21 protein-coding genes and 1 tRNA gene are annotated in these 24,606 nt (G+C 55.3%); 10 read left to right on the forward strand and 12 right to left on the reverse strand.

From position 1 onward, the window contains the following. The first annotated feature begins 218 nt into the window (after positions 1–218). Entirely contained in the window at positions 219–527 is a 309-nt protein-coding gene (locus tag OHL22_RS01460) for a FeoA family protein (RefSeq protein ID WP_263332456.1), read from the forward strand. Then, positions 524–2,431: a ferrous iron transport protein B gene (gene feoB, locus OHL22_RS01465; RefSeq protein WP_263332457.1), complete on the forward strand. Its 1,908-nt coding sequence runs from the start codon at positions 524–526 to the stop codon at positions 2,429–2,431. Before OHL22_RS01460 ends, feoB begins: the two co-directional genes overlap by 4 nt. 20 nt (positions 2,432–2,451) lie before the next feature. On the opposite strand, the gene OHL22_RS01470 is transcribed toward feoB, so the two are convergent. The 5 genes from OHL22_RS01470 to galA all read right to left on the reverse strand — a co-directional run bounded on the left by OHL22_RS01470 (position 2,452) and on the right by galA (position 11,970). Then, positions 2,452–4,527 carry a M3 family metallopeptidase gene (locus OHL22_RS01470; RefSeq protein WP_263332459.1) on the reverse strand — a complete coding sequence of 692 codons (2,076 nt, stop codon included), beginning with the start codon at positions 4,525–4,527 and terminating at the stop codon, positions 2,452–2,454. Positions 4,528–4,656: 129 nt separating this feature from the next. After that, a complete protein-coding gene (locus tag OHL22_RS01475; protein ID WP_263332461.1) occupies positions 4,657–5,976 on the reverse strand; it encodes a hypothetical protein in 1,320 nt (439 codons plus the stop codon). A 640-nt stretch (positions 5,977–6,616) separates the two neighbouring features. Continuing rightward, positions 6,617–7,438 (reverse strand): hypothetical protein, encoded by an 822-nt coding sequence (locus tag OHL22_RS01480; RefSeq protein ID WP_263332463.1) that lies wholly within the window; start codon positions 7,436–7,438, stop codon positions 6,617–6,619. A gap of 246 nt (positions 7,439–7,684) precedes the next feature. Next, positions 7,685–8,998: a multicopper oxidase family protein gene (locus OHL22_RS01485; protein ID WP_263332465.1), complete on the reverse strand. Its 1,314-nt coding sequence runs from the start codon at positions 8,996–8,998 to the stop codon at positions 7,685–7,687. 452 nt (positions 8,999–9,450) lie between these two features. Beyond that, entirely contained in the window at positions 9,451–11,970 is a 2,520-nt protein-coding gene (galA, locus tag OHL22_RS01490; protein WP_263332467.1) for a beta-galactosidase GalA, read from the reverse strand. A 295-nt stretch (positions 11,971–12,265) separates the two neighbouring features. On the opposite strand from galA, the gene OHL22_RS01495 reads away from it, so the two are divergent. After that, positions 12,266–12,355, forward strand: a tRNA-Ser gene (locus tag OHL22_RS01495). Positions 12,356–12,597: 242 nt separating this feature from the next. After that, on the forward strand, positions 12,598–13,524 hold the full coding sequence (locus OHL22_RS01500) for an STM4504/CBY_0614 family protein (protein WP_263332469.1): 927 nt from the start codon (positions 12,598–12,600) through the stop codon (positions 13,522–13,524). On the opposite strand, the gene OHL22_RS01505 is transcribed toward OHL22_RS01500, so the two are convergent. Continuing rightward, entirely contained in the window at positions 13,498–13,770 is a 273-nt protein-coding gene (locus tag OHL22_RS01505; protein WP_263332471.1) for a HigA family addiction module antitoxin, read from the reverse strand. The genes OHL22_RS01500 and OHL22_RS01505 overlap by 27 nt on opposite strands. 376 nt (positions 13,771–14,146) lie before the next feature. On the opposite strand from OHL22_RS01505, the gene OHL22_RS01510 reads away from it, so the two are divergent. Continuing rightward, positions 14,147–14,911: a GAF domain-containing protein gene (locus tag OHL22_RS01510; RefSeq protein WP_263332473.1), complete on the forward strand. Its 765-nt coding sequence runs from the start codon at positions 14,147–14,149 to the stop codon at positions 14,909–14,911. A gap of 60 nt (positions 14,912–14,971) precedes the next feature. Here the strand turns inward: OHL22_RS01510 and OHL22_RS01515 are convergent, their stop codons facing one another. After that, a complete protein-coding gene (locus OHL22_RS01515; RefSeq protein WP_263333294.1) occupies positions 14,972–15,373 on the reverse strand; it encodes a response regulator in 402 nt (133 codons plus the stop codon). 278 nt (positions 15,374–15,651) lie between these two features. Here OHL22_RS01515 and OHL22_RS01520 point away from each other — a divergent pair, with 278 nt between their 5' ends. Next, positions 15,652–16,032: a response regulator gene (locus OHL22_RS01520; RefSeq protein WP_263332475.1), complete on the forward strand. Its 381-nt coding sequence runs from the start codon at positions 15,652–15,654 to the stop codon at positions 16,030–16,032. A 96-nt stretch (positions 16,033–16,128) separates the two neighbouring features. Here OHL22_RS01520 and OHL22_RS01525 read toward each other — a convergent pair whose 3' ends face one another. From OHL22_RS01525 to OHL22_RS01545, 5 genes are all read right to left on the reverse strand, one after another. Beyond that, on the reverse strand, positions 16,129–16,314 hold the full coding sequence (locus OHL22_RS01525) for a hypothetical protein (RefSeq protein ID WP_263332476.1): 186 nt from the start codon (positions 16,312–16,314) through the stop codon (positions 16,129–16,131). Positions 16,315–16,392: 78 nt separating this feature from the next. Further along, positions 16,393–16,554 (reverse strand): hypothetical protein, encoded by a 162-nt coding sequence (locus OHL22_RS01530; RefSeq protein WP_263332478.1) that lies wholly within the window; start codon positions 16,552–16,554, stop codon positions 16,393–16,395. A 359-nt stretch (positions 16,555–16,913) separates the two neighbouring features. Then, positions 16,914–17,876, reverse strand: coding sequence for a LysR family transcriptional regulator (locus OHL22_RS01535; RefSeq protein WP_263332480.1), 963 nt, complete (start codon positions 17,874–17,876; stop codon positions 16,914–16,916). A 66-nt stretch (positions 17,877–17,942) separates the two neighbouring features. Continuing rightward, on the reverse strand, positions 17,943–19,214 hold the full coding sequence (locus OHL22_RS01540; protein ID WP_263332483.1) for a chloride channel protein: 1,272 nt from the start codon (positions 19,212–19,214) through the stop codon (positions 17,943–17,945). Further along, positions 19,211–20,617, reverse strand: a complete 1,407-nt coding sequence (locus tag OHL22_RS01545) for an FAD/NAD(P)-binding protein (RefSeq protein ID WP_263332484.1) — start codon at positions 20,615–20,617, stop codon at positions 19,211–19,213. The genes OHL22_RS01540 and OHL22_RS01545 overlap by 4 nt, the downstream gene beginning before the upstream one ends. A gap of 175 nt (positions 20,618–20,792) precedes the next feature. Here OHL22_RS01545 and OHL22_RS01550 point away from each other — a divergent pair, with 175 nt between their 5' ends. The 4 genes from OHL22_RS01550 to OHL22_RS01565 all read left to right on the forward strand — a co-directional run bounded on the left by OHL22_RS01550 (position 20,793) and on the right by OHL22_RS01565 (position 24,516). Then, entirely contained in the window at positions 20,793–21,512 is a 720-nt protein-coding gene (locus tag OHL22_RS01550; RefSeq protein ID WP_263332486.1) for a hypothetical protein, read from the forward strand. Positions 21,513–21,809: 297 nt separating this feature from the next. Continuing rightward, positions 21,810–23,006 carry a glycoside hydrolase family 88/105 protein gene (locus tag OHL22_RS01555; protein ID WP_263332488.1) on the forward strand — a complete coding sequence of 399 codons (1,197 nt, stop codon included), beginning with the start codon at positions 21,810–21,812 and terminating at the stop codon, positions 23,004–23,006. Then, on the forward strand, positions 23,007–24,098 hold the full coding sequence (locus tag OHL22_RS01560; protein ID WP_263332490.1) for an alginate lyase family protein: 1,092 nt from the start codon (positions 23,007–23,009) through the stop codon (positions 24,096–24,098). Positions 24,099–24,201: 103 nt separating this feature from the next. Beyond that, positions 24,202–24,516, forward strand: a complete 315-nt coding sequence (locus OHL22_RS01565; protein WP_263332492.1) for a cupin domain-containing protein — start codon at positions 24,202–24,204, stop codon at positions 24,514–24,516. The last annotated feature ends 90 nt before the right edge of the window (positions 24,517–24,606 follow it).

Raw genomic sequence — 24,606 nt, forward strand, 5'->3', positions numbered from 1 at the left:
ATCCCCATCCCGATCACAATCATTGTGATGCCAGACACATCTTGCGTCTTCTGGCTCCATAAACTGCAATGCAGGACGGTCGGGAATCGAGTCAATTGCAACCCAGACCGTTTCGGTCGTATACTAAAGTGCGACTGAAGTAGTCGCAATTCTATACGGCATCCGGTTTGGAAGGTTCCCTCCATAACCGGGTTTAACCTGGGGTGCGGCGGTTGCGTGTGTTAAGCGAACTCGAAGTCGGCGAGAGCGGAATTCTGGTGGCCCTGGATCTGCCCGCCGGCGTGCAGAACCATCTGATGTATATGGGTTTCGTCCCCGAGGCTCGCGTCAAGGCTCTCCATCGCGCTCCGGCAGGTGATCCCACGGTCTACGCAGTCGACGGAATCGAAGTCGCAATACGCCGCGAGACAGCAAAATCAATCCGGGTTGAGCCTGTTCGCACCGAAATGCCCGTTCCAAGCTCTGCGCCCTCGGTTTCTGAGGATTCCATGGAAGAGCTGACTTCGCTGTATGGTGCTGCTCGATGAGTGATTGCTGTGGTCCTGTCGCGATTGAACTTCCTCCCCCGCCAACCGGAACAAAAGCAGCGGGTGAGCTGCACACAATTGCGCTGGTCGGCCCTCCAAACTCTGGAAAATCCACGCTCTTCAATCGCCTGACCGGTCTCCGCCAGAAAGTCGCAAACTATCCCGGCGTTACCGTTGAGCAGCGCATGGGCCGCATGGCCGGCGTCGGCCGCGAAGACCTGGTCCTGATCGACCTGCCCGGCATCTATTCGCTCGATCCATTTTCTGAAGACGCCCGTGTTTCCGTGAATGTGCTGGAAGGCCACATGCCCGGCACACCGAAGCCGGACGCCATCCTGCTTGTCCTCGATTCTCTGCACCTTACGCGCCAGCTCATGTTGGCGGCGCCTGTCCTGGCACTGGGCCTTCCGACCATCGTTCTGCTCAACATGAGCGATCTGATGGAGTCGCGCGGAGGGGCCATCGATCCTCTCAAACTCGCGCAGGAGCTGCAGGCTCCCGTGGCTCTCGTCAGCGCCACCAAAGGCACGGGATTGCAGGCCGTCACCATGTTCCTCAACCGCCAGGGCAAAAAAGAGGAACTTCCCAAACTCATGCTGCCTGTAATCGGCAACGCGCAAAGCACGCACCGCTGGGCAGCCCAGGTCAGTTCTCGCACTGGATATCGCGCGCCTTTGTCGGCCAATGCGACGCGGCGTGTCGATCGCGTACTGCTTCATCCCGTATGGGGACCTCTCTTCTTTCTGGTCGTCGTTTTCTCTGTCTTCGAAGTAGTCTTCTCCATCGGTCAGCCGCTTAGCGATGGACTTCAGGATTGGCTTGGGAAATTCGGTACGATGGGCGCTGCCCTTCTGCCCGATGGCTGGATTCGTTCGCTCGTGCTCGATGGCGGATGGAAGGGTGTAACCTCCGTTCTGGTTTTCCTCCCCCAGATCTTGCTCCTCTTTCTTTTCATCGGCCTGCTCGAAGATAGTGGCTATCTCGCCCGCGCAGCTCTCATTGCGGACCGCGTCATGCGCTCGATCGGACTGAACGGCAAGGCATTCATTCCCCTGCTCTCGGCCTATGCCTGCGCGGTACCCGCCATCATGGCGACACGCACTATTGAAAACAAGCGTGACCGCCTGGCGACCATCCTCGTCACGCCGTTCATGACCTGCTCGGCGCGCCTGCCAGTCTATATGCTTTTAATTGCCGCCTTCGTCCCCAACATCGCGTTCGCCTGGGGACTGATCGGCCTGAAAACCCTCGTCATGCTGGGGCTTTACGTCATCGGCTTCCTGGCCGCGCTGATCACGGCCCGGTTGCTCAAAAGCTCCGTTCTCAAATCCAGTGCGACGCCATTCATTCTCGAGCTGCCGCAATACCGCATGCCCACCCTGCGCTCCATCGGCATACGCCTCTACGACCGCGGACGCGTTTTCGTGCAACAGGCCGGAACCGTCATTCTCTGCGTAACCCTGGCTCTCTGGGTGCTGGCCAATCTGCCAGTTCATGGTGGGCACCGTCCTGATCTCGAAGCCAGCTTCATCGGCAGCCTCGGTCACTCAATCGAGCCCGTCATCGCTCCGCTCGGCTTCAACTGGAAGATCGGCATCGGCCTGCTCTCCAGCGTCCTCGCTCGCGAAGTCATGGTCGGCACCATGGGCACGCTCTACGGTGCTGACCCAGCCACCCAATCGCTCAGCCTGCAAACCGCTCTTCATCACGATCTGCCCCTCGGCGGAGCCATCGCTCTCATGGTCTTCTTCGCCTTCGCGCTCCAGTGCACCTCAACCATCGCAGTCGTGCGACGCGAAACCAACGGCTGGAAGTGGCCAGCGATCCAGTTCCTCTACATGCTCTTACTGGCCTATGGAGCGGCCTTCCTAACCAACCACATCGTCACCGCAATCTGGGGCTGATCGAGGCGAAGCCCTAATCCTCAGTAAGCACGATGCGGGCGGGTCGGCTGCTCATGGAACTCCGCCCCCATCCAGCTCTCAAACGCCGTCATCTCCTGTTTCCGTCCTAGATATTCCTTCACCAGCTCACTCGCCGGCCTTGCTCCACCAGGCTCCAGCACAGCCGCGCGAAAATGCGGCCCGGCATCCCCCTCCAGCAATCCCTGGCGCACAAACTGTTGATAGAAATCCTCCGCGATCACCTTATCCCATACCCGCGCATAACCCTCCGATGACCGGTCCATCAACATGTACATGCTCGAATACATGCGTCCCTCCGCCACCAGCGGCATCAGCCTGCCATACTGCCGCAGATCGTAAAGCGTCATCCGGTTCAGATCGAACCCTTTCGGATTGTTCCTGTGCAGATCATTTGAGATATACGCAAACGCCGCCGGCAAAGCCGCCCCATCAATCGCGCGCCCAAACGTAAACGCATTGTTGATATGCGCTATCTGCTCTGGACTAAGCGCCGCGCCAGTCTTGTAGTTATGCCCAATCCCAGCCAGCACTTTCGGATTCCGCAGCCAATCCTCCATCATCAGCGCAGGCACTTCCGCAAAATCCGATTGCACACTGATCCCGCTCACACCCGCCCAGCTCTGTTGCCCGGCAAAGATAAAGTGCAGCGCATGCGCCATCTGGTGCACAAACGCTACCACTTCCTCATGCTCCATCAATCCCGGATCGTCCCCGTGCGGCCCAGGAAAATTACATAGCAGCGCCGCCTGCGGAATCTCCTTATCTTTCACACCCTCAGCCACCGGCAGCATCCGATTCCCCGTAAACTTCCCCGCCCTCGGATGCATATCCAGATAAATCCGCCCAATCGGCTTGCCACCCTCCAGCACATCCCACGCTTCCACAGCAGCATCCCACACCGGAGCATCCTTGCTCTGCACAAGCTCCACGCGAAACACAGCCGCCATCGACTGCAGAACACGCTGTTTCACCGCCTCATATGGAAAATAATCCCGTATCGATTCTTCATCCAGATCGAACTGATCTTTCCGAATCAACGTCGCCAGCCGCGCAAAGTCATACGCATAAATATCGTTCGCATCCGGATCTTCCTTCCGCTTCTCATCCAGCAGCATCGCCCATTCCGCATCCACCACGGGACGATCCCCCGTATCGATGCCATTCAGAAAGATATCGATATTCCGCACGCTGCCAATCATGCTGTCCTGTGCTCTCAAATCCACCCAAGAGTCATAGTTCAGCAGCCGCGCAATCTGATATCGCGTTTCCAGCATGTCCTGCAACACATCGCGATTCTTCGGATAGGCGCGGTCATAGTAAGTCTCCGAAAACCGCACACGAAAATCCGCTCTCTCCGCATACTTCATCACTACGGGATAAGTCGTCTCATCCGCGTCGATAAAGATCCGCCCATCGGGTAGCGCAGGATGCGCCTTCAAAAAATCCTGCGGCAATCCATCCAGATCCGCCGGATCGATCACCGTCACATGACGCGGATCGGCAGCCGCATTCCGCTCAAACGCCGCCTCATCCTTCGCCAGCCATTCATACAACTCCAATAGCCGCTTGCGCAGCCCTTCGTCTCTCTCCACTCCCGCAAGCTGCATCTGTTGCGTCTGCCGCTGCACATAGTACTGTGTCGTCTCATTCGCCGCCGACACATCCAGATGCGATAGCGCAGCATACATCTTCGGATTCAAGCGCAGCGCACTCTTCGCGGTCGTCGCTTCCTGCAACTCCGCATCCGTGTCATCTTTCGATCCAGCAACCCCGGAATATGCCGCCAGCCTCGCCAGATCCACCGCATCGTTGATATGCCGCAATGCCTCGTCATAAGGAACAAGCGTATTCTGAATCGTCTCCGCTCCATCGCCTGCGCCCACAGCAGATAAAGCTTGTTGCGCTTGCTCCAGATGCGTCGCAACCGCGGTTTTAACCGCTTGCCTGGAAAACTCCCCACTCCACGGCGCTGCAACCCCCGCAACCTTATCTTGCCCGTAAGCAGCTACCTGTGCGCATGCAGCAGCGCACAGACACAGGCATAGCGCTGCAACACGGGGAACGGCTCTCAACATGTTCAGTCCTTGCGCTGCCGAGGAGTGGGCAGAAACCGGCACATCAACATACAGTGTTTCCGCACCTGCAATCGTAACGTACCGGTCTCGAAATTACCTCACGGAATCGTCAACATGCTTCTCCGCGCGCTAACGCCCCAGATGAATATTCAACACCACAGCTACACCCACTGGATGATCGCCATACAGACTCCGAAGCGTTCCAGGCGTATCGTAAAACGTCGTCTGCGCGCCCAGGTTGTACCAGCTCCATCCATTTCTGTATATGCGGTGCGTATAGCCAGCCGTATAAGCCTGCACTCGCCCCACAACCGTCTCTTCCGCTGGTGCCGCCGCTCCTAGCAGATCCGTAGTCCGGTCTACGTTCTCCATGCGAGTCCACAGCGAGTCGCGCTTTCGTATCTGTGCCGTCGCCTCCAGCAGATATCCATTCGCATTTGTAGGCGTGCCGATCGTGTGATTGCGACCCCATAGCAACAATCCATCCAGCGTGCTCGCCTCATCGCCGCTCCCCCATCCATGGTGATAAGCAATCGAAGCCGTCTGCCGCAGCACGTCCTCTTCAGGATGTAACGCTTCCGGCGAGTGCAGATGCCCCACGGAATACTGCATCGCAAATGTGCGCGTCGGCGTAACCGTCAGCCTCGTCGACCACGAATCCAGCCCGCCAACCGCAATCGTCCAGCGATTCTCGCCCGGTTCGCGCCCATGAAATCCAGAAGCCTCCCAGTGCACCCGCCCATACGTCGCGCCGGCCGTCACCACCTCATACGCGATATGCGTCGAGTCCTCCAGATGATGCCCCAGTGGCGCGAGTGGATCCTCCGAAGCCGATATTCGGTGCGGAAACGCAACCGGCCCCAGCGACGGATCGCCTACCGGAGCAGCGTAGATCGAGAGCAGCAGCCCGTCGCTCGCGTGATAGTCATAGATGCCCGCAATCTCCATAAACAGATTGTGCGGATGCTGCCCATCGACAATCGGCTTGCCAAACGCCGTCTCGCCCTGCTGAAAAAGCTCCGGGTAATACCGCCCTGAAATCGTCGCAGGCTCCAGGCTCAACATCGTGCGCAGCGTCAACTGTCCACGTCCAATCTCACGTTGCGCCATCGGCATAAACCAGTTCGCGGAAAACAGCTTGTCATGTCCGCGCGGACCTGTCTGTTGTTGCTCGGCAATCATCGCCTGCCCATGCAGCATCAGCATCCAGTTTCCATGCATCGTCATCAGCATCGGTGGGGCAACCGCATCCGGCTCAAGACTCGTGCCCGACGCCGTGTGACGCAACACATTATCCTTCAGCGTTGTTGCTGGGCCGCCCATCTGCATGGCGGAATCCATGGCATCGCCCTGAGATACCGGTTGCTCTTGAGAGGGTTGCGACTGCGCCAAGGCGAAAGGGAAAGACATACCTGTGACGCACAGCAGCGTCAGTATTCGACAAAACACAACGGTTCTCCTTTGGAAAGCATGAGCAGGGTCGCGCGCATTACCGTGACGCGCGGCATCAAAAGCTCAAATGCTCTCCATCAGGTCCGAAGTACAGTTGGTGGAGAAAAGATAGGTGGGACCATGCTGGCTGCTCGACTATGGATGGATGCGTATCCATCCATAGTCTCTTGCTGAACAGTCACTACAAACGCCGCTTCAACTACACGCAGCGAATCGACAGAAGAAACCGCTCTCGAATCTGAACCAGACAACGAGCGGCAGCAATCAGGCGTTTGCAATGACGCCGCATGCGTGCAGCAGGCATGCGCATTCGCCGTTGAACTCGTAGGCGCACACCATGCACCGGCCGGTGCTATCAATACAACCGATAACAGGACCGCCAGGCAAATCTGCATCGCACGCCGCATAGCTCCAGTGTATTCGACGCAACCTCCCACAAACTTGTCATCTTCAACGTTTGTCATCCTGAACGCCAATCATCCTGAGCGCTGATCACCCTGAATGCTTGTCATCCTGAACGCAGTGAAGGATCTGCTTTTGTTTTTGCAGTTGCTGTTGTACTTGCTTTTGCTTTTTGTCTGTCATCCCCGCAGGGGATCTGTTTCTCATGCAAAAGCATCAAACCCCATCACAGCGCTTAATCCACCACCGAAGTCTTCGTCCAGGAGAAATGCCGTCCAAGAATCCCTTTGATAATCCAGCGGTCAGTCGCCGAGGTAGGCCCAATGCCGACGCCCATATTGATCTCCCACTTGGGCGACACATTCAAATCCGTCACAAGAAATATCTGCTGCTGCTGATTATGCAGCGTATCCGGCGAAGTAATGCGGCCATAGTCGGCGTAATACTCCACGCCGCCGCTCACTACCTTTGTGAAGTCAAAGCTGATCTTCGCACCAGGCGAAAAACCAATCCCCTGACTCACATCCGGCCCATGCCACGTTCTCTCCAGCGCAGGATTCACCGCAAAATACCATCGTCCAATCGCCTTATCCACAATCGGACGAATCTCCCATGTCCATGTATCCGGCGAATACACCGCCCGCTGGTAGCCAACCTCCGTGGACAGGCTCACCCCAACAGGCCAGTGCCACGAGTCCGGCACGCGCACACGTGGGCGAATATGATCGCCAACCCACTGCACTCCGTGCCCATCCTGCTCGCTGGTGAAGATATAAAAACCTACCTCCGACCACGACGTCAGCCCCTGCGTGATCTCGATCGTTTCGTGCTCCTGATGATTCGTCGGATACACGCCATCGATCACCTGCTTCTGTCCCACTGCAGTAAAGTTCGAGTGCAGCTCCACCATCGTGCTCTTCGGCGGCTCTGTATCCGCTCCATATACCTGAATCTCATAATTCCCCTGTGCGTGCAGATTGCGCACTGCAGCCATTACGCACAACAGCGTCAGGAAGCACAGAACCTTACTACGCCCGCGCCGCTTACACTCCGCCATCCATGATCGCCTCAGCAAATAAATTCCTCTCAAAACAGCGCATCGAACGGGTTGCGAAAAACTCAAATAAAGCCTTGTGAAAAACTCAAACAAAAGTCTTGTTTTGAAAGGGCACGGCTTCAGCCGTGCCGCTAAATCTAATCAGATTGATGGGGCTTTAGCCCCTGAGGGATGTTCTTGCATCCTCCGCTCCAATACTCGACTCATTCCTCGATCTCCTTGTCGAACTCGACACAACAATCGCAATCAGGCGTAGTGAAACAGCAGCATGAACCCATAATCCATGTGGTTCTGTTGATGACAGTGAAACAATGTATCGCCTGGATGATCGGCGACAAACTCCACCACCAACTCCGACTTCGAGGGCGCCAACACCACATCTTTCATAATGCCCTGTGTCGCACCTGTTCCGGGTAAACTGCGTAATTCAAAACTGTGCCGGTGCAGATGCACCGGATGGTCGTCCATCGTCGGATTCTTGAAGATCAACCGATAACGCTGTCCCTCATGCAGCAGCGGTGCACTCGTCTCCGGATAAGACTTGCCATTAATCATCCAGTGATCCGGCGCGCCATGCCCCACAAACTTCGAGGTAAACTCCAGCGGTATATCGATAACACTCCCATGCACAGCCGAAGCCTGCGCCAATGCTGCAAATCTGCTGTAATCCCACACCAACTCTTCCGGCTGTTGCCACACTGCCTCGCCAGTCGCGTTCTCGTACTCCACTACCATCGCCGCGCCCGCAGCCTGCACATGCTTGCGCACTTCCCCCAGCACCCACTTGCCCGCATGATTCATTTCGACAATGGCGCAGACACGTTCCGCTGGCGCAAGCCGAATCATCGAAACACTCTGAGGTCGAGGAACCGGATTTCCATCCAGTGCAATCACTTGAAACTCATGGCCACTCAACGATAACCAGTGAACCTCGGTCGCACTTGAGTTAAGCATGTGAAACAACACACGCTGCCCACGCTTCACGCGCAGCGGGTCGCCGGCGCCATACATCCGCCCATTGATCGTCGTATACCGGTACTCCGGATTCATCGATCCATCCGCGCTTCCGGCCATCTCTCCATCCCAATCATGAATAGCCAGAAAAAACTCCTGATCGTAACGGCCCGGCTCCTCTGTTGGATCGATCATCAGGAACCCATGCAGCCCGGTATACTGCGCCTTCTTTAAATCCGATCCGGCTGTCGTATGTGTGTGGTACCAGCGGAATCCCGCAGGTCGTGGCTCAAAGGTATATCGCGCCGTCGCTCCCGGTGGAATCATCGGCGTGCCTTCTTCCATCGCGCCATCGACGGCGGGAGGCAGAAAAAGCCCATGCCAGTGCACCACCTCCGCGTCGGCGGAACGATTCGTCACTTCGATCGTGACGGTGCGTCCTTCCTTCAACCGCAGCAACGGCCCCGGAACTTGCTGGTTATATGCAATAGTTCGCACGCTATGCTTCGGCGAAAGCTCAAGGGTATAAGGAGCAATCTCTAGCTTGTAATCGGCGGGCTGCTGGCCCCAGGCTTGCTCATCGAACGCTATCGATGCAGCGGCCATGCCTCCGAGCCTCATAAAACCGCGACGGGTAAGCACATCTCAAAACTTACTAGCCCACCCCAATGCACCGCAATCATTTGCTGAATTCCGAAGCGTGATTCGCAGGCGATGTCAACCAGTTGGCATTGGAACCCCATGAATTGGGAGCCATGATTTGATCTAGTTCAGCCGCCATCTATCGAAGCAGCTCGCACCCTTTGGCCCCATTCACAAAACACCAAAATTCTGCGCAAACCGAAGCTCAACAAAACAAATCCACTTCCAACAAAAACATTTGGAGCCACTTTTCCTGGGGACCGCGCAAATGTTCCACGTGGAGCAATTTGGCATTCAGCGGCGCGCCCAGCAGCAATTCCAGAATGTTCCACGTAGAGCAATTTGCGATCTCGAGTGTTCCACGTGGAGCAAAATCAGAGTCAAAATGTTCCACGTGGAGCAATTTGGAAACAGCCTCAGATCTGCCGCCTCAGCGCCACCCGCTTCGTCTGGATCGCCAGCTTGAACGGCGTCAGCTCCGGCCCATCCCAACCTTCCTTCACCGCTTCAATCCGGATCTCGCCCGGCTCCTTCGTCGATTGCACAATCACCTGCGCCAGCCCGTTAAACAAACTCCGCACCGGTTCCTTGTCCGACTCCTGGCAATTCGGGTCTCCATTACCAACACCCATCAACGTGCCTTGCCCGGAAACCTTAAATCGCAACAGATTATGCGCCAGCGGGTCGATGCGTCCTTCCTTATCCAATCCCTCCACGCGAATCACGGCCACATCCTCGCCATCCGCATCGATCTCCATGCGATCTGCCGACAGTTTGATCGCCGCTGCCGGACCTGTCGTTTCGCGCTTCTCTGTCAGCACTACCTGACCGCCTTTGCTGCCACGCGCTTCGATCATGCCTGGCTCATACTTCACCGACCATTCCACGTGGCCCAGATGCGGCACCTTCTGGCTTCCCGCGCTTGCGCCATTCACGAACAACTCGACTTCATCAAGGTTCGAGTACACCCAGACTTTGATCTGGTCGCCTTCCCTGCCAGTCCAGTTCCAGTGAGGAAAGAGATGCAAAGACGGCTCCTTGCCCCACCATGCTTTGTAGTAGTAGAAGATGTCCTTCGGAAATCCGCACATATCAACGATGCCGAATTGCGAATTGATCGAGGGCCACCCATACGGCGTTGGCTCGCCGCGATAGTCGAAGCCGGTCCATGCAAAGCCACCAGCTAACCAGTCGCGCGTGCCGTAAAACTTCCACCACTCTTCCGCCGTTTCTCCCCATGGAACAACGCCATCGTATGCGTTCACCGTGTTGCGCAATGGATCGCTGGAGTACTCGCCACGCGTACCGATTGCGCTTGATGTCTCAGAGCCGTAGACCGCTTTCTTTGGATTCTTCTTGTGGTAGTCATCAGGAAATGCGAGGTTGTAGTTGAATCCGATGATGTCGAAAGCGGTTGAGACACCTTTTTCGTTGTTGCCATTCACTGCGGCGGAGACTACGCGCGTTGGGTCAAGCTCATGGCATAGGCGCACCATCGATTCGCCGACCTTTGCGCCTTGCTCGGCCATCTCCGACTGCATCTCCCACTCTTCGTTGCCGACTGACCAGATGATGATGGAAGGCGAGTTGCGGAAGCGCTTGATCATGGTGCCTAGCTGCGCCATGCCCTCTGGATTTGAGCTCATCTGGCGGGTCTCGCACATCATCAACATGCCCATGCGCTCGCATGCTTCTACCCACTCTGGAGTGGGCATGTTGTGCGATGTGCGCACTGCGTTGCCGCCCATCTGCTGCAGCACTGCTACGCGAAAATACTGCAAACGATCAGGCAGCGCCGCGCCTACACCTGCATGGTCCTGGTGATTGCAGGTGCCTTGAATTTTGATTGATTTTCCGTTGAGGAAGAAGCCTTTGTCTGCATCGAAGACCGCGCTGCGTATGCCGAAGTTCAGCTTCTCTGCGTCGAGTGATTTTCCATCGGATTCCACTATGACGATTGCTGAGTACAGGTTGGGTGTGTCTGTGGACCAGAGCATTGGATCGCTTAATGTAGCGGTTGTTGTGTAGGATGCCGACCCATCTGGCGCAATCGATTGCGACGCAGCTTCCGCTGTTGCTACGGTTTTGCCGGATGGGTCGAGGACTTTCCATGTGACGCGGCCGGAGACGGCGTTGGCACTGTGGTTTTCGACTACTGTTGCAAGCTCCAATGAGGAGCTGTTTGCGCCGGGCTGATAGGCGGCGCGGACGTAGCTCTCGTACCGGCCAAGGTGCACGGGAGCGGTCTTGGTGATCCAGACGTGGCGGTAGATGCCTGCACCCTCGTAGAACCATCCGTCGCCGAAGCTGGCATCGACGCGAGCCGTCACGCAGTTCTCTGCACCTATGGCGAGAAAGTCGGTGAGGTCGAAGCGGAATGGGACGTAGCCGTTGTCATTGCGGCCGATGAAGCAACCATTTACCCAGACGAACACATCACGAAAGACACCATCGAAATCGAGATAGATGCGCTTGTCTGCATCGCTTGCGGGAACATTGAAGTTCTTCCGATACCAGCCGACGCTTGACTCGGGATAGCGGCGACCTAAGGGTTTATAGCCGTGCGACATTTGTACATCGTCGTGGACGAATGGAAGCTCTACGGCCCAATCGTGCGGCAGGTTTAGCTCGCGCCATTTGGAGTCGTCGTACTTTACCTTGGCAAATTCAAATTCGCCGGTCTTGGCGAAGTCTCCCTGGCCGACGCCGAAGCCCAGGTCTTTGGCGGGATCGACGCCGTTGCCGAACTGAAATTTCCAGCCGAAATCGAAGAGGTATCGCTCGCGCGGAGCGATTGCCGCAAGCGCCCTATCGGAGATGTCTGCGGCGGCCTCGGCGCGCGCCCATGCTGAACGCGACAACAGTGTGCCTGCAGAGATGGCGAGACCAGAAACCATCGTATTGCGAATGAGTTCGCGGCGAGAAATGCTGGACATAGGAGGCTCCTTTACCGACGGGCAACGGACACAATCGGGACGAGGCCGGGCCAGGGTTATCCAGGGGCGCGTCCCGCAAATTTCGGCGTGCTTCGGCACGGCGAATATACAGGATTGAAGCATCTGCGGTAAACGCTTTCATATTGTGGCGTCGCGGTTTGAGAGCCGACATGTGGCGCCTGATATGGGTGATAGACCAGTGCGGAAACGGGATCTCTGGATAGCCTGGCGGGGTGGGAGCGGAGGGGTGGAGACGTGGCAATTCTGCTACACTTACGTAGTCAGTTTTGCCGATGGAGAGATGGCCGAGTGGCTGAAGGCGCACGCTTGGAAAGCGTGTTTAGGGGAAACTCTAACGTGGGTTCGAATCCCACTCTCTCCGCCATAAATCCTTTAAGTTTTTGAATATAAAGAACTTAGAAACAACTTCCTGACGTTAACCCATCCAATTTACAGGACTATTTGGGACTAAATAGCCGAATCGTCTGTATTGATGCACCTTTTGTTGCACACCATGACAACACCACCGTGTACTCACTCAAAATTTGAGTACGTAAGATAGCTATACTTGGTGGTAAGAAATCACAAGGACGCACGATTCCTGGTCTACAACGGGAGAACCTGCGCATGGCAATTTATGACACATACTCACGACGGCAAAAAAGGTTAAATCAAACTAAACCGGACGTTTTTGTCTATGACGAATTGCCGCCGCCGCTGCGTGTGCAAATTTCAAAAATTTGGGAGAATCTGCTCTTAAGCATCCAACGCGCTACCGGTGAGCGAATGTCAGTGTTTGCCGGATTGGTCCGAGAGACAATCTTAATGGAGCGCGGTATTTTCGGTCTCACAAATTACGACCATGATTCAACAGCTTCGGTAGTCGATTACTTTATCAATGCGAAATCAGAAGATGCTATCGATGCGCTCGAAATTATGTTTGCACGCGTATTAGATGGACTCTCCCAAGTCACCGTACACTTTTATCGCGAACCGGCAGAAAAAGCATTCAACAATGCGGTCAATGAAGTAAATCAGCGGCTTCTGCAACATGGAATTGGTCTTGCGTTCATCGGTCCCGAACTTCAACTGATACGCAGAGACAGTGAGCACTTGCACAAAGAAGCGGTAATCCCGGCACTGACTTTACTAGCTGAAACTGGATTCGCTGGAGCCAACGACGAATACCGAAAGGCGCATGAGCACTACCGCCACGATCGGATAAAGGAATGCCTAAACGAATGTCTGAAGGCGTTTGAAAGCACGATGAAGGCGATATGTATTCGCAAAAATTGGGTGTTCGAAAAGGGTGATACTGCAAAGAAATTGATCGATGTCTGCCTGAAGAACGGCTTACTTCCTAAGTTCATGGAGTCGCACCTTGCGGCAGTTCGATCTTCTTTGGAAAGTGCCATTCCGACAGTCCGAAATAAACTTGGCGGTCATGGCCAAGGTCATGACGTCAACGAAGCACCCGAATTCTTTGCTGAGTATCTTCTCCATGAAACGGCTGTAACGATTGTGTTCTTAGTGAATGCGTTCAAAGCTCTTTGACCGTGGATCACGCAACCACTCATCACGCAGCCTCTGCAATCGCAGCCAGAAGCCCTCTGACGTGTGAGTCACCTCATCTAACTTCCCAGCCATCTCTACCGTGATGTCTTCCCTGCCCTCATATATCGCCCGCAATTCATTGGCAGAGATGCTCAACAATGCGGCAGTGTCTGCATCCGACTTGCCATCAAATTCGTTGCGCAGTATCTCGCCTGGATGACAGGGATTGAACATTCTCGAAGCCATGCACCACATTATGACTCAGGCGCGGTAACGATTACCATTGACCACCTCAATTCCCAAAGCGGTCCACGTAGCCTATATGCAGACGTTCCCCAGATCGAGCGCCGTAAGAGCGTGGCCTGCCAATGTAGCGGGCCGCGTATGGTGTCATAGTCGAGTGATAACCGTCACATACGGAGTCTGAATCCATTGCTGCAATGAGACCGGCTCGGCATGGTGTTGCGCGAGATGCGCAGACTGGCTAGCACGCCTTTGAAACACCGAGCCGGTTAATCAGCACAGACCACCGATTTGCTTAGGCGTCCCTACCGTGTAAGCGTAAGATTGCCACACGACCCGAAGGAGATCCAAGTTGGAGGCTGGCCTACGCGATCCTGGCATGGAATTGCATGATCTCCTGGATGATCCGGAGTTCGCTGCACGCGTAGGTAAGAAGCGTGATTACCACCAGCCGTTCGATGCACTGCGGCAGTTGACTCAGGTTTTCGCTGAACGTCCTCAGGACGTTTTGCAGGAACTCATGAATATTGCCGTGAGCTGCTGTGGAGCTGACAGCGCCGGAATCAGCCTTGCGGAACCCAATGAAGCTGGTGAACCTACATTTCGATGGATCGCAATCGCTGGCAGCTTTGAACAGTACCTTGGCGCTAGAACGCCAAGGTTTTTCAGCCCATGTGGAACTTGCCTCGACCGTGGCCGCGCTCAACTGTACAGCGTCACGAAGCCTTATTACGATTTCCTGGGGGTGACAGCCGATCCGATTTTGGATGGCATGCTTATCCCGTGGGAGACAGATGAAATCCGTGGGACGATATGGGCTGTGGCTCACTATTCAGATCGGGCATTCGAACCGCAAGATTATAAATTACTTCGCAGTCTCGCGGACTTCGTTGCCATCATCCTTCGCCAGCAGGCCGCAGAAGAAAAGGCCAAGCTCACCGCTCAAGCTGAAGCATCTGCGGCCCGAGCCCACAAAATGGCGCACCAGATCAACAATCCTCTTCAATGCCTGACAAACACAATTTTTCTCGCAAGTCAGGGTGGTCCGGATACAGCCAGGCATATAAAACAAGCAGCTATAGATTTGGCAGCCTTATCTGACCGAGTTAGAAAACTTCTTGCGCTTCGATACGGCGAAGACTGACCTTAGAGTCGTTAGAAAAGGATCAACTCTCAATTCAATATCCTCGAATCGCAACCCGATTCAGGCAGCACCAGCAAAAAGGCAGACTGTATCTAACATCCTTTCGGGAGTTCTACGCGCAACGCAGCCGGTGATTACGGTGGTCAAATCACCTATACCGATTGGATATGTGAGAAACGCATCGCCTCCGTGCAGCTTGCCAGAAATATCCTCCGACGCTGTGTGGAAGATGAATGCGACGTGGTCGAATTTCGGTGTTGCCCTTACGCGTCTACAAAGCTCATAGCCACTCATACCGGATAGATTTACGTCTGAAAGGATCACGTCAACATGGAGCTTGTCCAAATCGGCCAACGCCGTTTCAGCATCCGCTACATACCATGCTGCATAGCCACGGATCGATAGCAATTCAGCGAGACCTTCGGCATGTGCCTTATGGTCATCGACAACCAAGATTCTCATTTCAGTCACGGCAACGACTCCTGCAATAGATAAATCGAACGCCAAGGGAATGGGGGAATGGAGAAGGTTAACGGGAAGATGGTCATAGTACCGCGAATTGAGTATCGTGCGCAGAAGGTCAGTCAATCTGTCCCAAATGAAACAGTTGTGGGTTTAACCAACCGTCAGATTAGGCTCTTATAAGTGTTCGAATCGCATCCGTAACGCAGCCTTGGCATCCATGCGACTCGCGCAACAGACCTTAAGGTTGTTGGAAGAGGCTGAACTATAATTACGCGGTGTCTTCAAATCGCAGATCGCTTATCTTTATTGTCGATGACCACGATGTAATAGCCTCGACGCTGACAGAGATTCTGAACGTATCGGGATTTGAATGCGTAGGATTTTCGGACCCGCTGAAAGCTCTTCAGGCGATTGAATCGAATGCGCCTGATGTGTTAATCGCAGATGCTCTCATGCCAAAGATGAGTGGCATCCAATTAGCCTTGCGCACAAAGACTCTATCGCCCTCTACAAAAGTCTTGATTTTAACGGCGCTTATGAATGCCGGCGAACTAGATCAAGCCCGAGGTCATGATTTTGACGTTCTCCAAAAACCAATTAGCCCGCCTGAATTAATCAGAATGCTGAATTCTCTTTGCCCAAATCATTCCGATTAGGCTGCCTTCATTTCTTCTTCTGATGTAACAGGCCGCGCATGGTTGATCCCAGTGGCGGTCAAGATTATCTACAGCGCATGCTCTTTGATGGGGATACTATGGCTCGCGGAGCGGTTCATCATCTGGATCTTCCTCCGGCACCTTATCTTCCGGTAGTTCATCATCGTCTTCGATCTCACCCTCGTCACCGATGTTGACAATCGGAACATTGTGCTCATGGACAGTATGGTCCTCTGGAGTTGCGTCTGGACTCGGTACAAAAGGATTGTCTGCGGTGGCCATTGTGTTCTCCTCGCTGGTTGGATGCGAAGTGATCAGGATAGACAAAGGGCTACGACGGCGGCTATCTCAACGCTCTTATTACTGAGATTTCTTGATGAGTTTCACCGTAACGATCCACTCTCCCGAATTGTCTTTAATCGGGATTTGAAACTCCCCTGTCTTCTTGTTCTTGACTTGTTCCACAAGTTGCGCGGCGGCGAGTTCAGCGAAAGTTTCATCATGCTCGGGATATTGCTCCATTTGTCTCTCCTCGCTGACTCAGATGCCGCGATGATAGGAAAGAGTTTGTCCCGAGTTAGGTTCGACATCGAACAGTGAACAGCAATTGATGCCAAAGGCGAAGCGTAGATCGGCAAACATTTACTATTATCGACGCGTTGAAATAATGCGGTGTGTCAAAGCAGCGAGCCGCGTGAGCGAGGTGCTGCCTCGATCACACTGGATTAAGGCAGACCTCGCTGAGAGTTCCAAGGATTGAAAGAGAATCAATGGGACTCTGTGGGCTGTTGTGCCCACTGACGGGCATCATGCGCTCACTTTGCAGAACAAATCTGTGCAATCTGATACGAGAAATTTGGCAATTGAGAACAGCTCGCGTCTTAAGGTACGGCTATCCTGCCTGTTCGTTTTGGTGCGATTTCCATTGCCTGAGAGAGCAGGAATCTCCGGAAAATGCCGACAGTGCCTGTTGGTTCTGGTCCGGCAGGATATGCCATCGAGAATCGCCTCGACAGTTTCAACCCCTGTACTCTGGCGATCTTCAGCGTTCCAAGCGAAAGCTGATTGCGGACTGCCCACCTGGAGACGAAGGTGATTCCAAGCCCGGCTTCCACGGCACTCAGCAGCCCTTCGGTGGAGTCGAGCTCCATGCTGATGGTCAGATCCTTCGCCTTCACTCCGACCTTTGAAAGCGCCTGCTCCACCACTCTTCTTGAGCCGGAGCCAAATTCGCGCATGAGCAGAGGTTCGCTCTTCAGATCCTCAACCTTGATCTCGTGATCGGCCCATCCATGAGTTGCGGGCACGACAAGGACCATGTGATCTTCCATGAACGGTTCGATATGGAGGTCTTTCCGCCGTTCCGGGCCCTCGATGAGCGCGAGTTGAACCGCTCGTGAGAGGAGAGCCTCAAGCATCTCGTCTGTATTGCCGCTGCGAGCTGTGACTTTGACTTTAGGGTTTGCCCGCCGAAATGCGGCCACGAACGTTGGCAGGAGGTATTGTCCAATGGTTTGAGACGCTCCCAAAGCGAGTTCACCGGCGCTTTGCCCAAATGCCTCCGCCACTGCGGCGAAGGCTTCATCGGAAAGCTCTTTCATCTTCTCTGCAAACGGAAGCAGCGCCTTGCCGCCGGCTGTCAGCACGATGTGTCCACCGCCGCGATCAAATAGCGGTAGACCAAGCTCGTCTTCAAGCGCCTTGATCTGCTGGGTGACGGCGGGTTGCGTGAGCAACAGTTCTTCTGCGGCCCGGCTGAAATTCAGGTGCTGTGCCACCGCCCGGAATACCCGTATGCGGAAATTTTCTATCACGACGTTATCCGCCTCCTGTGTCTTTTTCACTTCCTGCCCGGCTTATGTCAGGCCCATTTCTTTGTCGAGACTCATCTCTTTGCCAAGGCCCATCTCTTATTGTGCTGGCTCCGGGCTGGCGATGGCGTACAGGGACTCACGCGAGATTGTACGAGCAATAAACGAAGCGAGCAGACTGCATGGCAGAATGATCGGCAGAAGATGCCATTGTCCGGTAAGCTCTACCGCCATCAGGGCCGCCATCCATGGAGCGTGGGTGACAGCGGCCATCAGCAGCGCCATGCCGCAGATAGCCAGTATCAACGGCTCAGGATTATGCAGTAAGTGGCCCGCCGCAAGACCGAGCGCAGCACCTGTGAAGAGTGTAGGAGTGAAGACTCCTCCGACGGTGCCGGTTCCCACGCAGAAGGTTGTAGCGATCAGGCGACATGCAAGCACACTGACGATACCGAGGAGCATCGTTTTATCCTGCAAAATTCCTACAAGCGCGAAGTCGCCATTTCCCCAGACCTTGGGCTCTATCAGAGCGAGAGCACCGACGGCCAGGCCGCTCCACAGCAGCGCGAAAGGGAGACGCTTCGCGGCTTTGGAGAGATGAAGAAGTCTCTGATAGGCCGGACCGACTGCGCCCAGAACAAGAGCTAGCGGGAGAACCCAAAGCAGGTCCTGCGTTATGGGCAACGACTCCCTCACTGGGAAGAGCGGACCGGCGCCCAGCAAAAGACGGCTCATGAGCCAACCGGTGCTTGAGGCCAGGAACAACTGAGGAAGATCGCTCCATGCCCACTCACCCAAAACAATCTCGACGGCGAAGAATACTCCGGCGATCGGCGCCTGATAGGCTGCCGCGACTGCGGCTGCCGCGCCATAGGCTACCTGCCGCGACAACGGCAGATTTCGCAGCGGAGATCGCTCTCCTACCCATGAGGAGATTGCGGCTGCGAATTGGATCATCGATCCTTCCCGTCCGATCGCCGCGCCGGTGGCCACGGAAAAGCCTGAGGAGACCGTCCGCCAAACTGTCGAAAGAAGAGGGATCTGGCCATTCTTGAGGCGAACGGCTTCCACATATCCTTCAAAATGCAAATCCGGCGCCCGCCTCCGCATCAACCAGATCACGAGGGTCGCCAATGCTGCTCCGATGATTGGGGTCAGGATACGACGCAATGGCGGCAGCGATGCCGCAGCGGCAGGCAACATGCCCGTCTTCTGAACGAAGACCCACTGAAGAAGGCGGAAGAAGAGCCGTACCGCGACACACGCCAGACCACTGGCTGCTCCGAGAACAATAGCCCAACCAGCGGATGCCAGCCACGATGTTGCGGCCCGCTTAGTGCCTTTGACGTTGGTGACCGTTGCGGTGCTCATGCTGCTACCAGCTTTGGTGCGGATTCCATCACTGTCGCTTCAGGAATCATGTATTGCGACCTGACGCGATCAGCGAGTGTCGAGGCAAGCTCAACAGCCTGCTGACGGATCTCAGGAACCGCGATGGACTCAATGAGGTCGCCGAGGCGGCCTGGACCAAGGTTAAAGATGATTTCTGAAGCGTGACCATCGGCACCGATGACCGCTCCATTCGGCGAGCAATGAAAGCCTGTGCCTAGAGGGCCGGCGGTTACGAGTCCTCTGCTGAACATGTTTTGGAGAAGAGCTGAAGGGACGCGGCGATAGTTCATGCTGGGTCCAGTGCAGTTGATGACTCGATCTGCATGGAAGCTCTCATCGCCGGCATGCGTGCGAAAAACTATGCGCGCGCCAGCAGGAGAGGCATCGACTGTTTTCAGGCGCCCTTCGCGGATCTCCAGCGTGCCGCTTCGAAGCTCGGATTCGATAACATCGGCAATCGGCGGAGCCATGCGGTGGCGTACAACATCCCATCTCCGCTGCAGGTGGCGGCGAAAACGCTTCTTCTCTTCGATGGGCAGCCGGAGCCACAAGTCGTTGATTGTGTCACGAAGGCTGTCGATAGCGGCTCTCCACTCCGTACCTCCGCCAATTACAGCGCGCAGCGCGCGGAGATACGCCACACAGGTGGCCGGTGTATCTTGTGGAATTGCGCTTGAGCTCAATGGCGTGTAATCGGCATGACGATTCGGAAAGACACCGTGACGAGACACGGCAATGATCTTTCCACGATGTCCGAGCTCACGCAGCCTCAGCACCACATCGACCCCTGTCAGACCCGTTCCGATAAGAGCAACTGGCGCATCGGGATCCAATCCCTCATACGTTTCCTCCGCCCATGCATTGTGGCGATACAAGCCCAGATCGGAAGCGACCTTCGAGATTCCCGGCAGAGGAGCTGGATCGAAGTTTCCTGTTGCCAGCACCACCAGATCGGCCCGTAGCTCGCATCCGTTATCCAGCGTAAGTACAGCTCCTGCGTCATGCTGACGGACATCAACGACTGTTGCGATCTCCTGTTCGAGCTCGCTTGTCGATTTCAGCAGAGATTGAATGTACTGTCCAAATATCGCTCGTGGAGCGAAGGTCTTCTCTGTTGCAGCCGGGTCATGATTCCTGCGAAGCCAATTGAGGAAGTGGTTTGGCTGATCGGGCAGTGCGCTGATCTTTCCCGCAGGAACATTCAACAGGTGGCGAAAGCTCGGAGTTGAATACGCCAGACCAAGTCCGAAATCAGGCCGCTGATCGATAAGAATCACACGCGCTGGCGTTCTCTGCCGAATCAGGTGAAAAGCAGTGAGGGTTCCACTCACCCCTCCACCGATGATTGCGATTGTCGCGATTTTTCCATTCCGTGTAGTCATGATTCGACATTAGGGTGAAACCTCGGCTAGCGGAATTCGCAAATTCTTATGCCTTATAAGCAAGCCCTTGAATGAGATCGATCGTAGGAGTGCTTCGCTTATACGGCATCACTTTTATTGCTTGGACATGACAGCTCGTGTGGATCAAAGCTGGGTATCGAAAAGGAGAAACACCATGAACAACAACATCAAATCAGCACTCGCACTTGGTCTGGTTGTCACAGCAGCGGTACTGGCCACATCGTCGGCAGAGGCAGAGATCCACTCGAAGTCGAAGGAACTTGTAGTCATGGAGGCACGTGATCTTCCGGAGCAGGCGCAGACACCGGGCAACTCATTATTTCTTCACTCAGACAATGGAGGAGACTTCTACCTTTATGTGGAGCAGCAGCAAGGCGCTCGTCTATCGGTGTTTGATGTTACAGATCCGGCTCGCATCAAGCTGGTCGTGAGCATGCCGTTGGCGGGACCGGGCACTACGGCACTGGGTGCTTTTGATTTCGTTCGTCCAGTCGGCTACTCTGCTGAACTCGTGTACTTCCGTGACAGTCAAAAGGAAGGTATGCTCGATCTACATAAGGCCAAGAAGCCTGTGCTGCGGATGATCTCGGCTGAGACAGATTTCGATATGTCTGAGCCCCTGGGAGAGAGTGGTTTTCTGGTCACCACCCAGGCCCACCGGTACACTCCTGCTGTTGCGCGTAACTACCAGGTGATGGACGTCGCCGGCTCTATTCCTACTCAACTCGCCACTGTTAAAGACGTGAAGCATCGAGTGACTAACGATTACACAGGGACGACTTTCCTGCTAGGCAGTGATGGACTTACCGTTGTGAGACGACTCAGTGTCGAGAACGACTACAAAGAGCGACAGTATCAAACAGAGGGAAACTGAATCGATGGCTCAGAAGCGATCCTCCAATCGAGGACAGAGGCAAGAAGAGAGGCCGCACTGCCGATCTGGCGTGCGGCTTCTTCCAGTGTCCTTAAGATGGCTGCGTCCTTCCTGGCTGGGCTTCCGGCAGTTGTAATCTTGGTGTGCGATCCAGTCCGCGGGACGACTCCAAGCATGCTCTGGCGGATTTGTCCTTGACAAGCCTCATGCATACGCCCGACAGTGAATAACGTTCATCATTACCGGCGTTGCCGCCCAGCATACCGAATTTGCCTTATGAATCTTAAGCAGGAAATGATGCCATTATTCAAATTTTCAACGGGGACGCTGTGCTCCCTCTTTGCGCTCCTTCTTTTGAGTTCTCAGCAAACTGCTGCCGGGCAGACTGCACCGCAGGCAGCTTCGCCGCAGCCGCCGCCGGATCGTTGGAATTTCATTGGAGACAGCCCTGATAATCCACCTCCGCTGGCGACTGATCTTTCGGCCAATCTGAAGGTGAAAGACGTCGACCGGGCCATGCGCAAAGTGGCCAACTGGCAGTTGCAGCGCGTGCAGGGCCATTTTAACGAGGACTGGACATTTGCAGCCATGGATGCGGGTTTCATGGTGGCTTCCAAATCCCTAAAAGAGCCGAGTTACGAGAACTACGTGCGCGCGGTGGGAGAGAATTTTCAATGGCGGCTCGGACCCAGGCAGACTCACGCCGACGACCAGGCCATTGGGCAATCCTATCTTGAAATCTATATGGGCCTAAAGACACATGATGCCCGTATCATCACGCCTCTGCGGCAGCAGTTCGACCAGGTGATGACCCTGCCGGATGACCCTGCCAAGCCCTTTTGGTGGTGGTGCGACGCGCTCTTTATGGCGCCTCCTGTTTGGGCTCGCCTGTATCAGGCAACGGGCGAGAAACGTTATCTGGATTACATGGATCATGAGTGGTGGATCACTTCCAAGTTGCTCTATGATCCGGCGGAGCATCTCTACTTCCGCGACGCCACCTATTTTGATAAGCGCGAGAAGAATGGCGCGAAGATCTTCTGGTCGCGCGGCAATGGATGGGTGATGGCTGGTCTCGCGCGAGTGCTGGCTGCGATGCCGCAGGATTATCCAGACCGGAGCAAGTTCGTACAACAGTTCAAAGAGATGTCGGCGCGCGTGATCCAACTGCAGCAGACGGACGGCTTATGGCGTCCAGGTCTGCTCGATCCCGGCGCGTATCCATTGCCGGAGGTTTCGGGCTCGGCCTTCTTGGTCTATGCGCTGGCCTGGGGCGTAAACCACGGCATCCTCGACCGCACCACCTATATGCCTGCAATCGAGAAGGGATGGAAAGGGCTGATAGCCCACATTTACGCAGATGGGCGCCTGGGCTGCATCCAGCCTGTGGGCGCCGCGCCTGGTGCGTTTCAGGCGGACTCCAGCTATGTCTACGGAGTGGGCGCATTTCTCCTCGCCGGCTCTGAGGTGCGCAGTTTGCATGTCCGGAATTGAATGGCAACGAAGAGAGGCTTGATGGTGAAAACCAACTGTCTTTGGGTATTCCTCGCTGGCATGGCAGTCTCTTCGGTTTGCCGCGCAGAAGCGCCTCTTCGGTCGCCCTGGGATTCGCATAGGGTTACGTTGACCAATGCGCCGTACGCGTGTCCTGCGCCGGTTCATCTCTCGCGTGACCTGACGACGATCGGCTTCTACTCCGACAGCAAGAGTTCGATTATTGACCCAGAGAAGTGGAAGGCGTACCAGGAGTCGTCCGGCCCATATAAGAAACTCGGCCAGGATGCGGTTACGGCAGCGGATGCATACCAGTCAACGGGTAGCCGCACTGCCGCCGAATGCGTTCTGCATCTTCTCGATACTGCCGCAGCAGATGGTGTCTTCACCGGCAAGATGTCTTCGGACCAGGCCTACTTTGTCCAAGGCTGGGTGATCGGAGCGCTGGCCATCGCCTATCTGAAGGTACGCGACAGCGGCCTGGTGCACGCGGATGAAACGGCAGCACTGATTCCGTGGATGAAGTCGGTCGGTCGGCAGACGATGGACTACTACGACGCCAGAATGAAGAAGCCAGGCGGCGAGCTGCAGAACAATCACCTGTACTGGGCGGGCGTCGAGATTGCGGCGATTGCTGTTGCCGCCAACGATCATGCTCTCTTCGACTGGGCCGTTGCAACATACAGAAACGGGGTTAAGCAGATTGGCCCGGATGGCACCATGCCACTGGAGATGCGCCGCGGCCAGCGCGCATTGCACTATCATCTCTACGCTGCCGCGCCACTCGTCTATCTGGCAGAGTTTGGCGAAGACAATGGCATCGACCTTTACGCGGAGAATGGCGGAGCACTCAAGCGGCTCGTGGATCAGTCCACGAACGGCCTGACGGGTAGCGGCTTCTTCGACAAGGCGACGGGCATCAAGCAGGATGCACCGAACGGGCCCCCGACCGCAGAAGAGATCGGATGGGCGACGGTCTACGTGCATCATTTTCCCTCGCCTTCCATGTCGGCTTTGATTGCCAAAGCGCCTTCCCTTTCGTATATGTACCTGGGCGGCGAGCCACCGTATGCGCCGATTGCAACGAAGTAGGAAATTGCGCTGTGAATTTTCTCGATAGGGGTTACGAATTCACTGATAAGAGCGAGTTAAATAAGAGCGAATTATGAATGCTGTGAATCGATGTCCATTGAGGTTGAGCGACGTTCCGGCATCGTCTCCGGAGCCAGGGCTGGAGCGCCAGGTGCTGGCTTCGAATGAGCGCATGATGCTGGTGCGCCACCAGATGCAGCCCGGATGGGTAGGCGCGCGCCACAGCCATCCGTACGATCAGCTTGTATACATCGTCCGCGGAAGGCTGCTTTTTACGGTTGGCGATGTGGAGTTCGAAACTCTGCCCGGTGACAGTTTTCTTGTGCCCGGCACCGTGGAGCACCAGGCAAAGGCGCTTGAAGAATCAGAAGTGCTGGACGTCTTCTCACCGTTCCGAGAGGATTACGCGACGCCGTAACTTTTGAGTCTCGCTTACACTGCGCAACTTACGCAGACGAGAGTCAGCGACAAGTGCGGCAGCGAGACGCCGATGCTCACTCGAAGCGAA

Origin of the sequence: Acidicapsa dinghuensis, from assembly GCF_025685685.1 — a bacterium.
Taxonomy (GTDB): Bacteria; Acidobacteriota; Terriglobia; order Terriglobales; family Acidobacteriaceae; genus Acidicapsa; species Acidicapsa dinghuensis.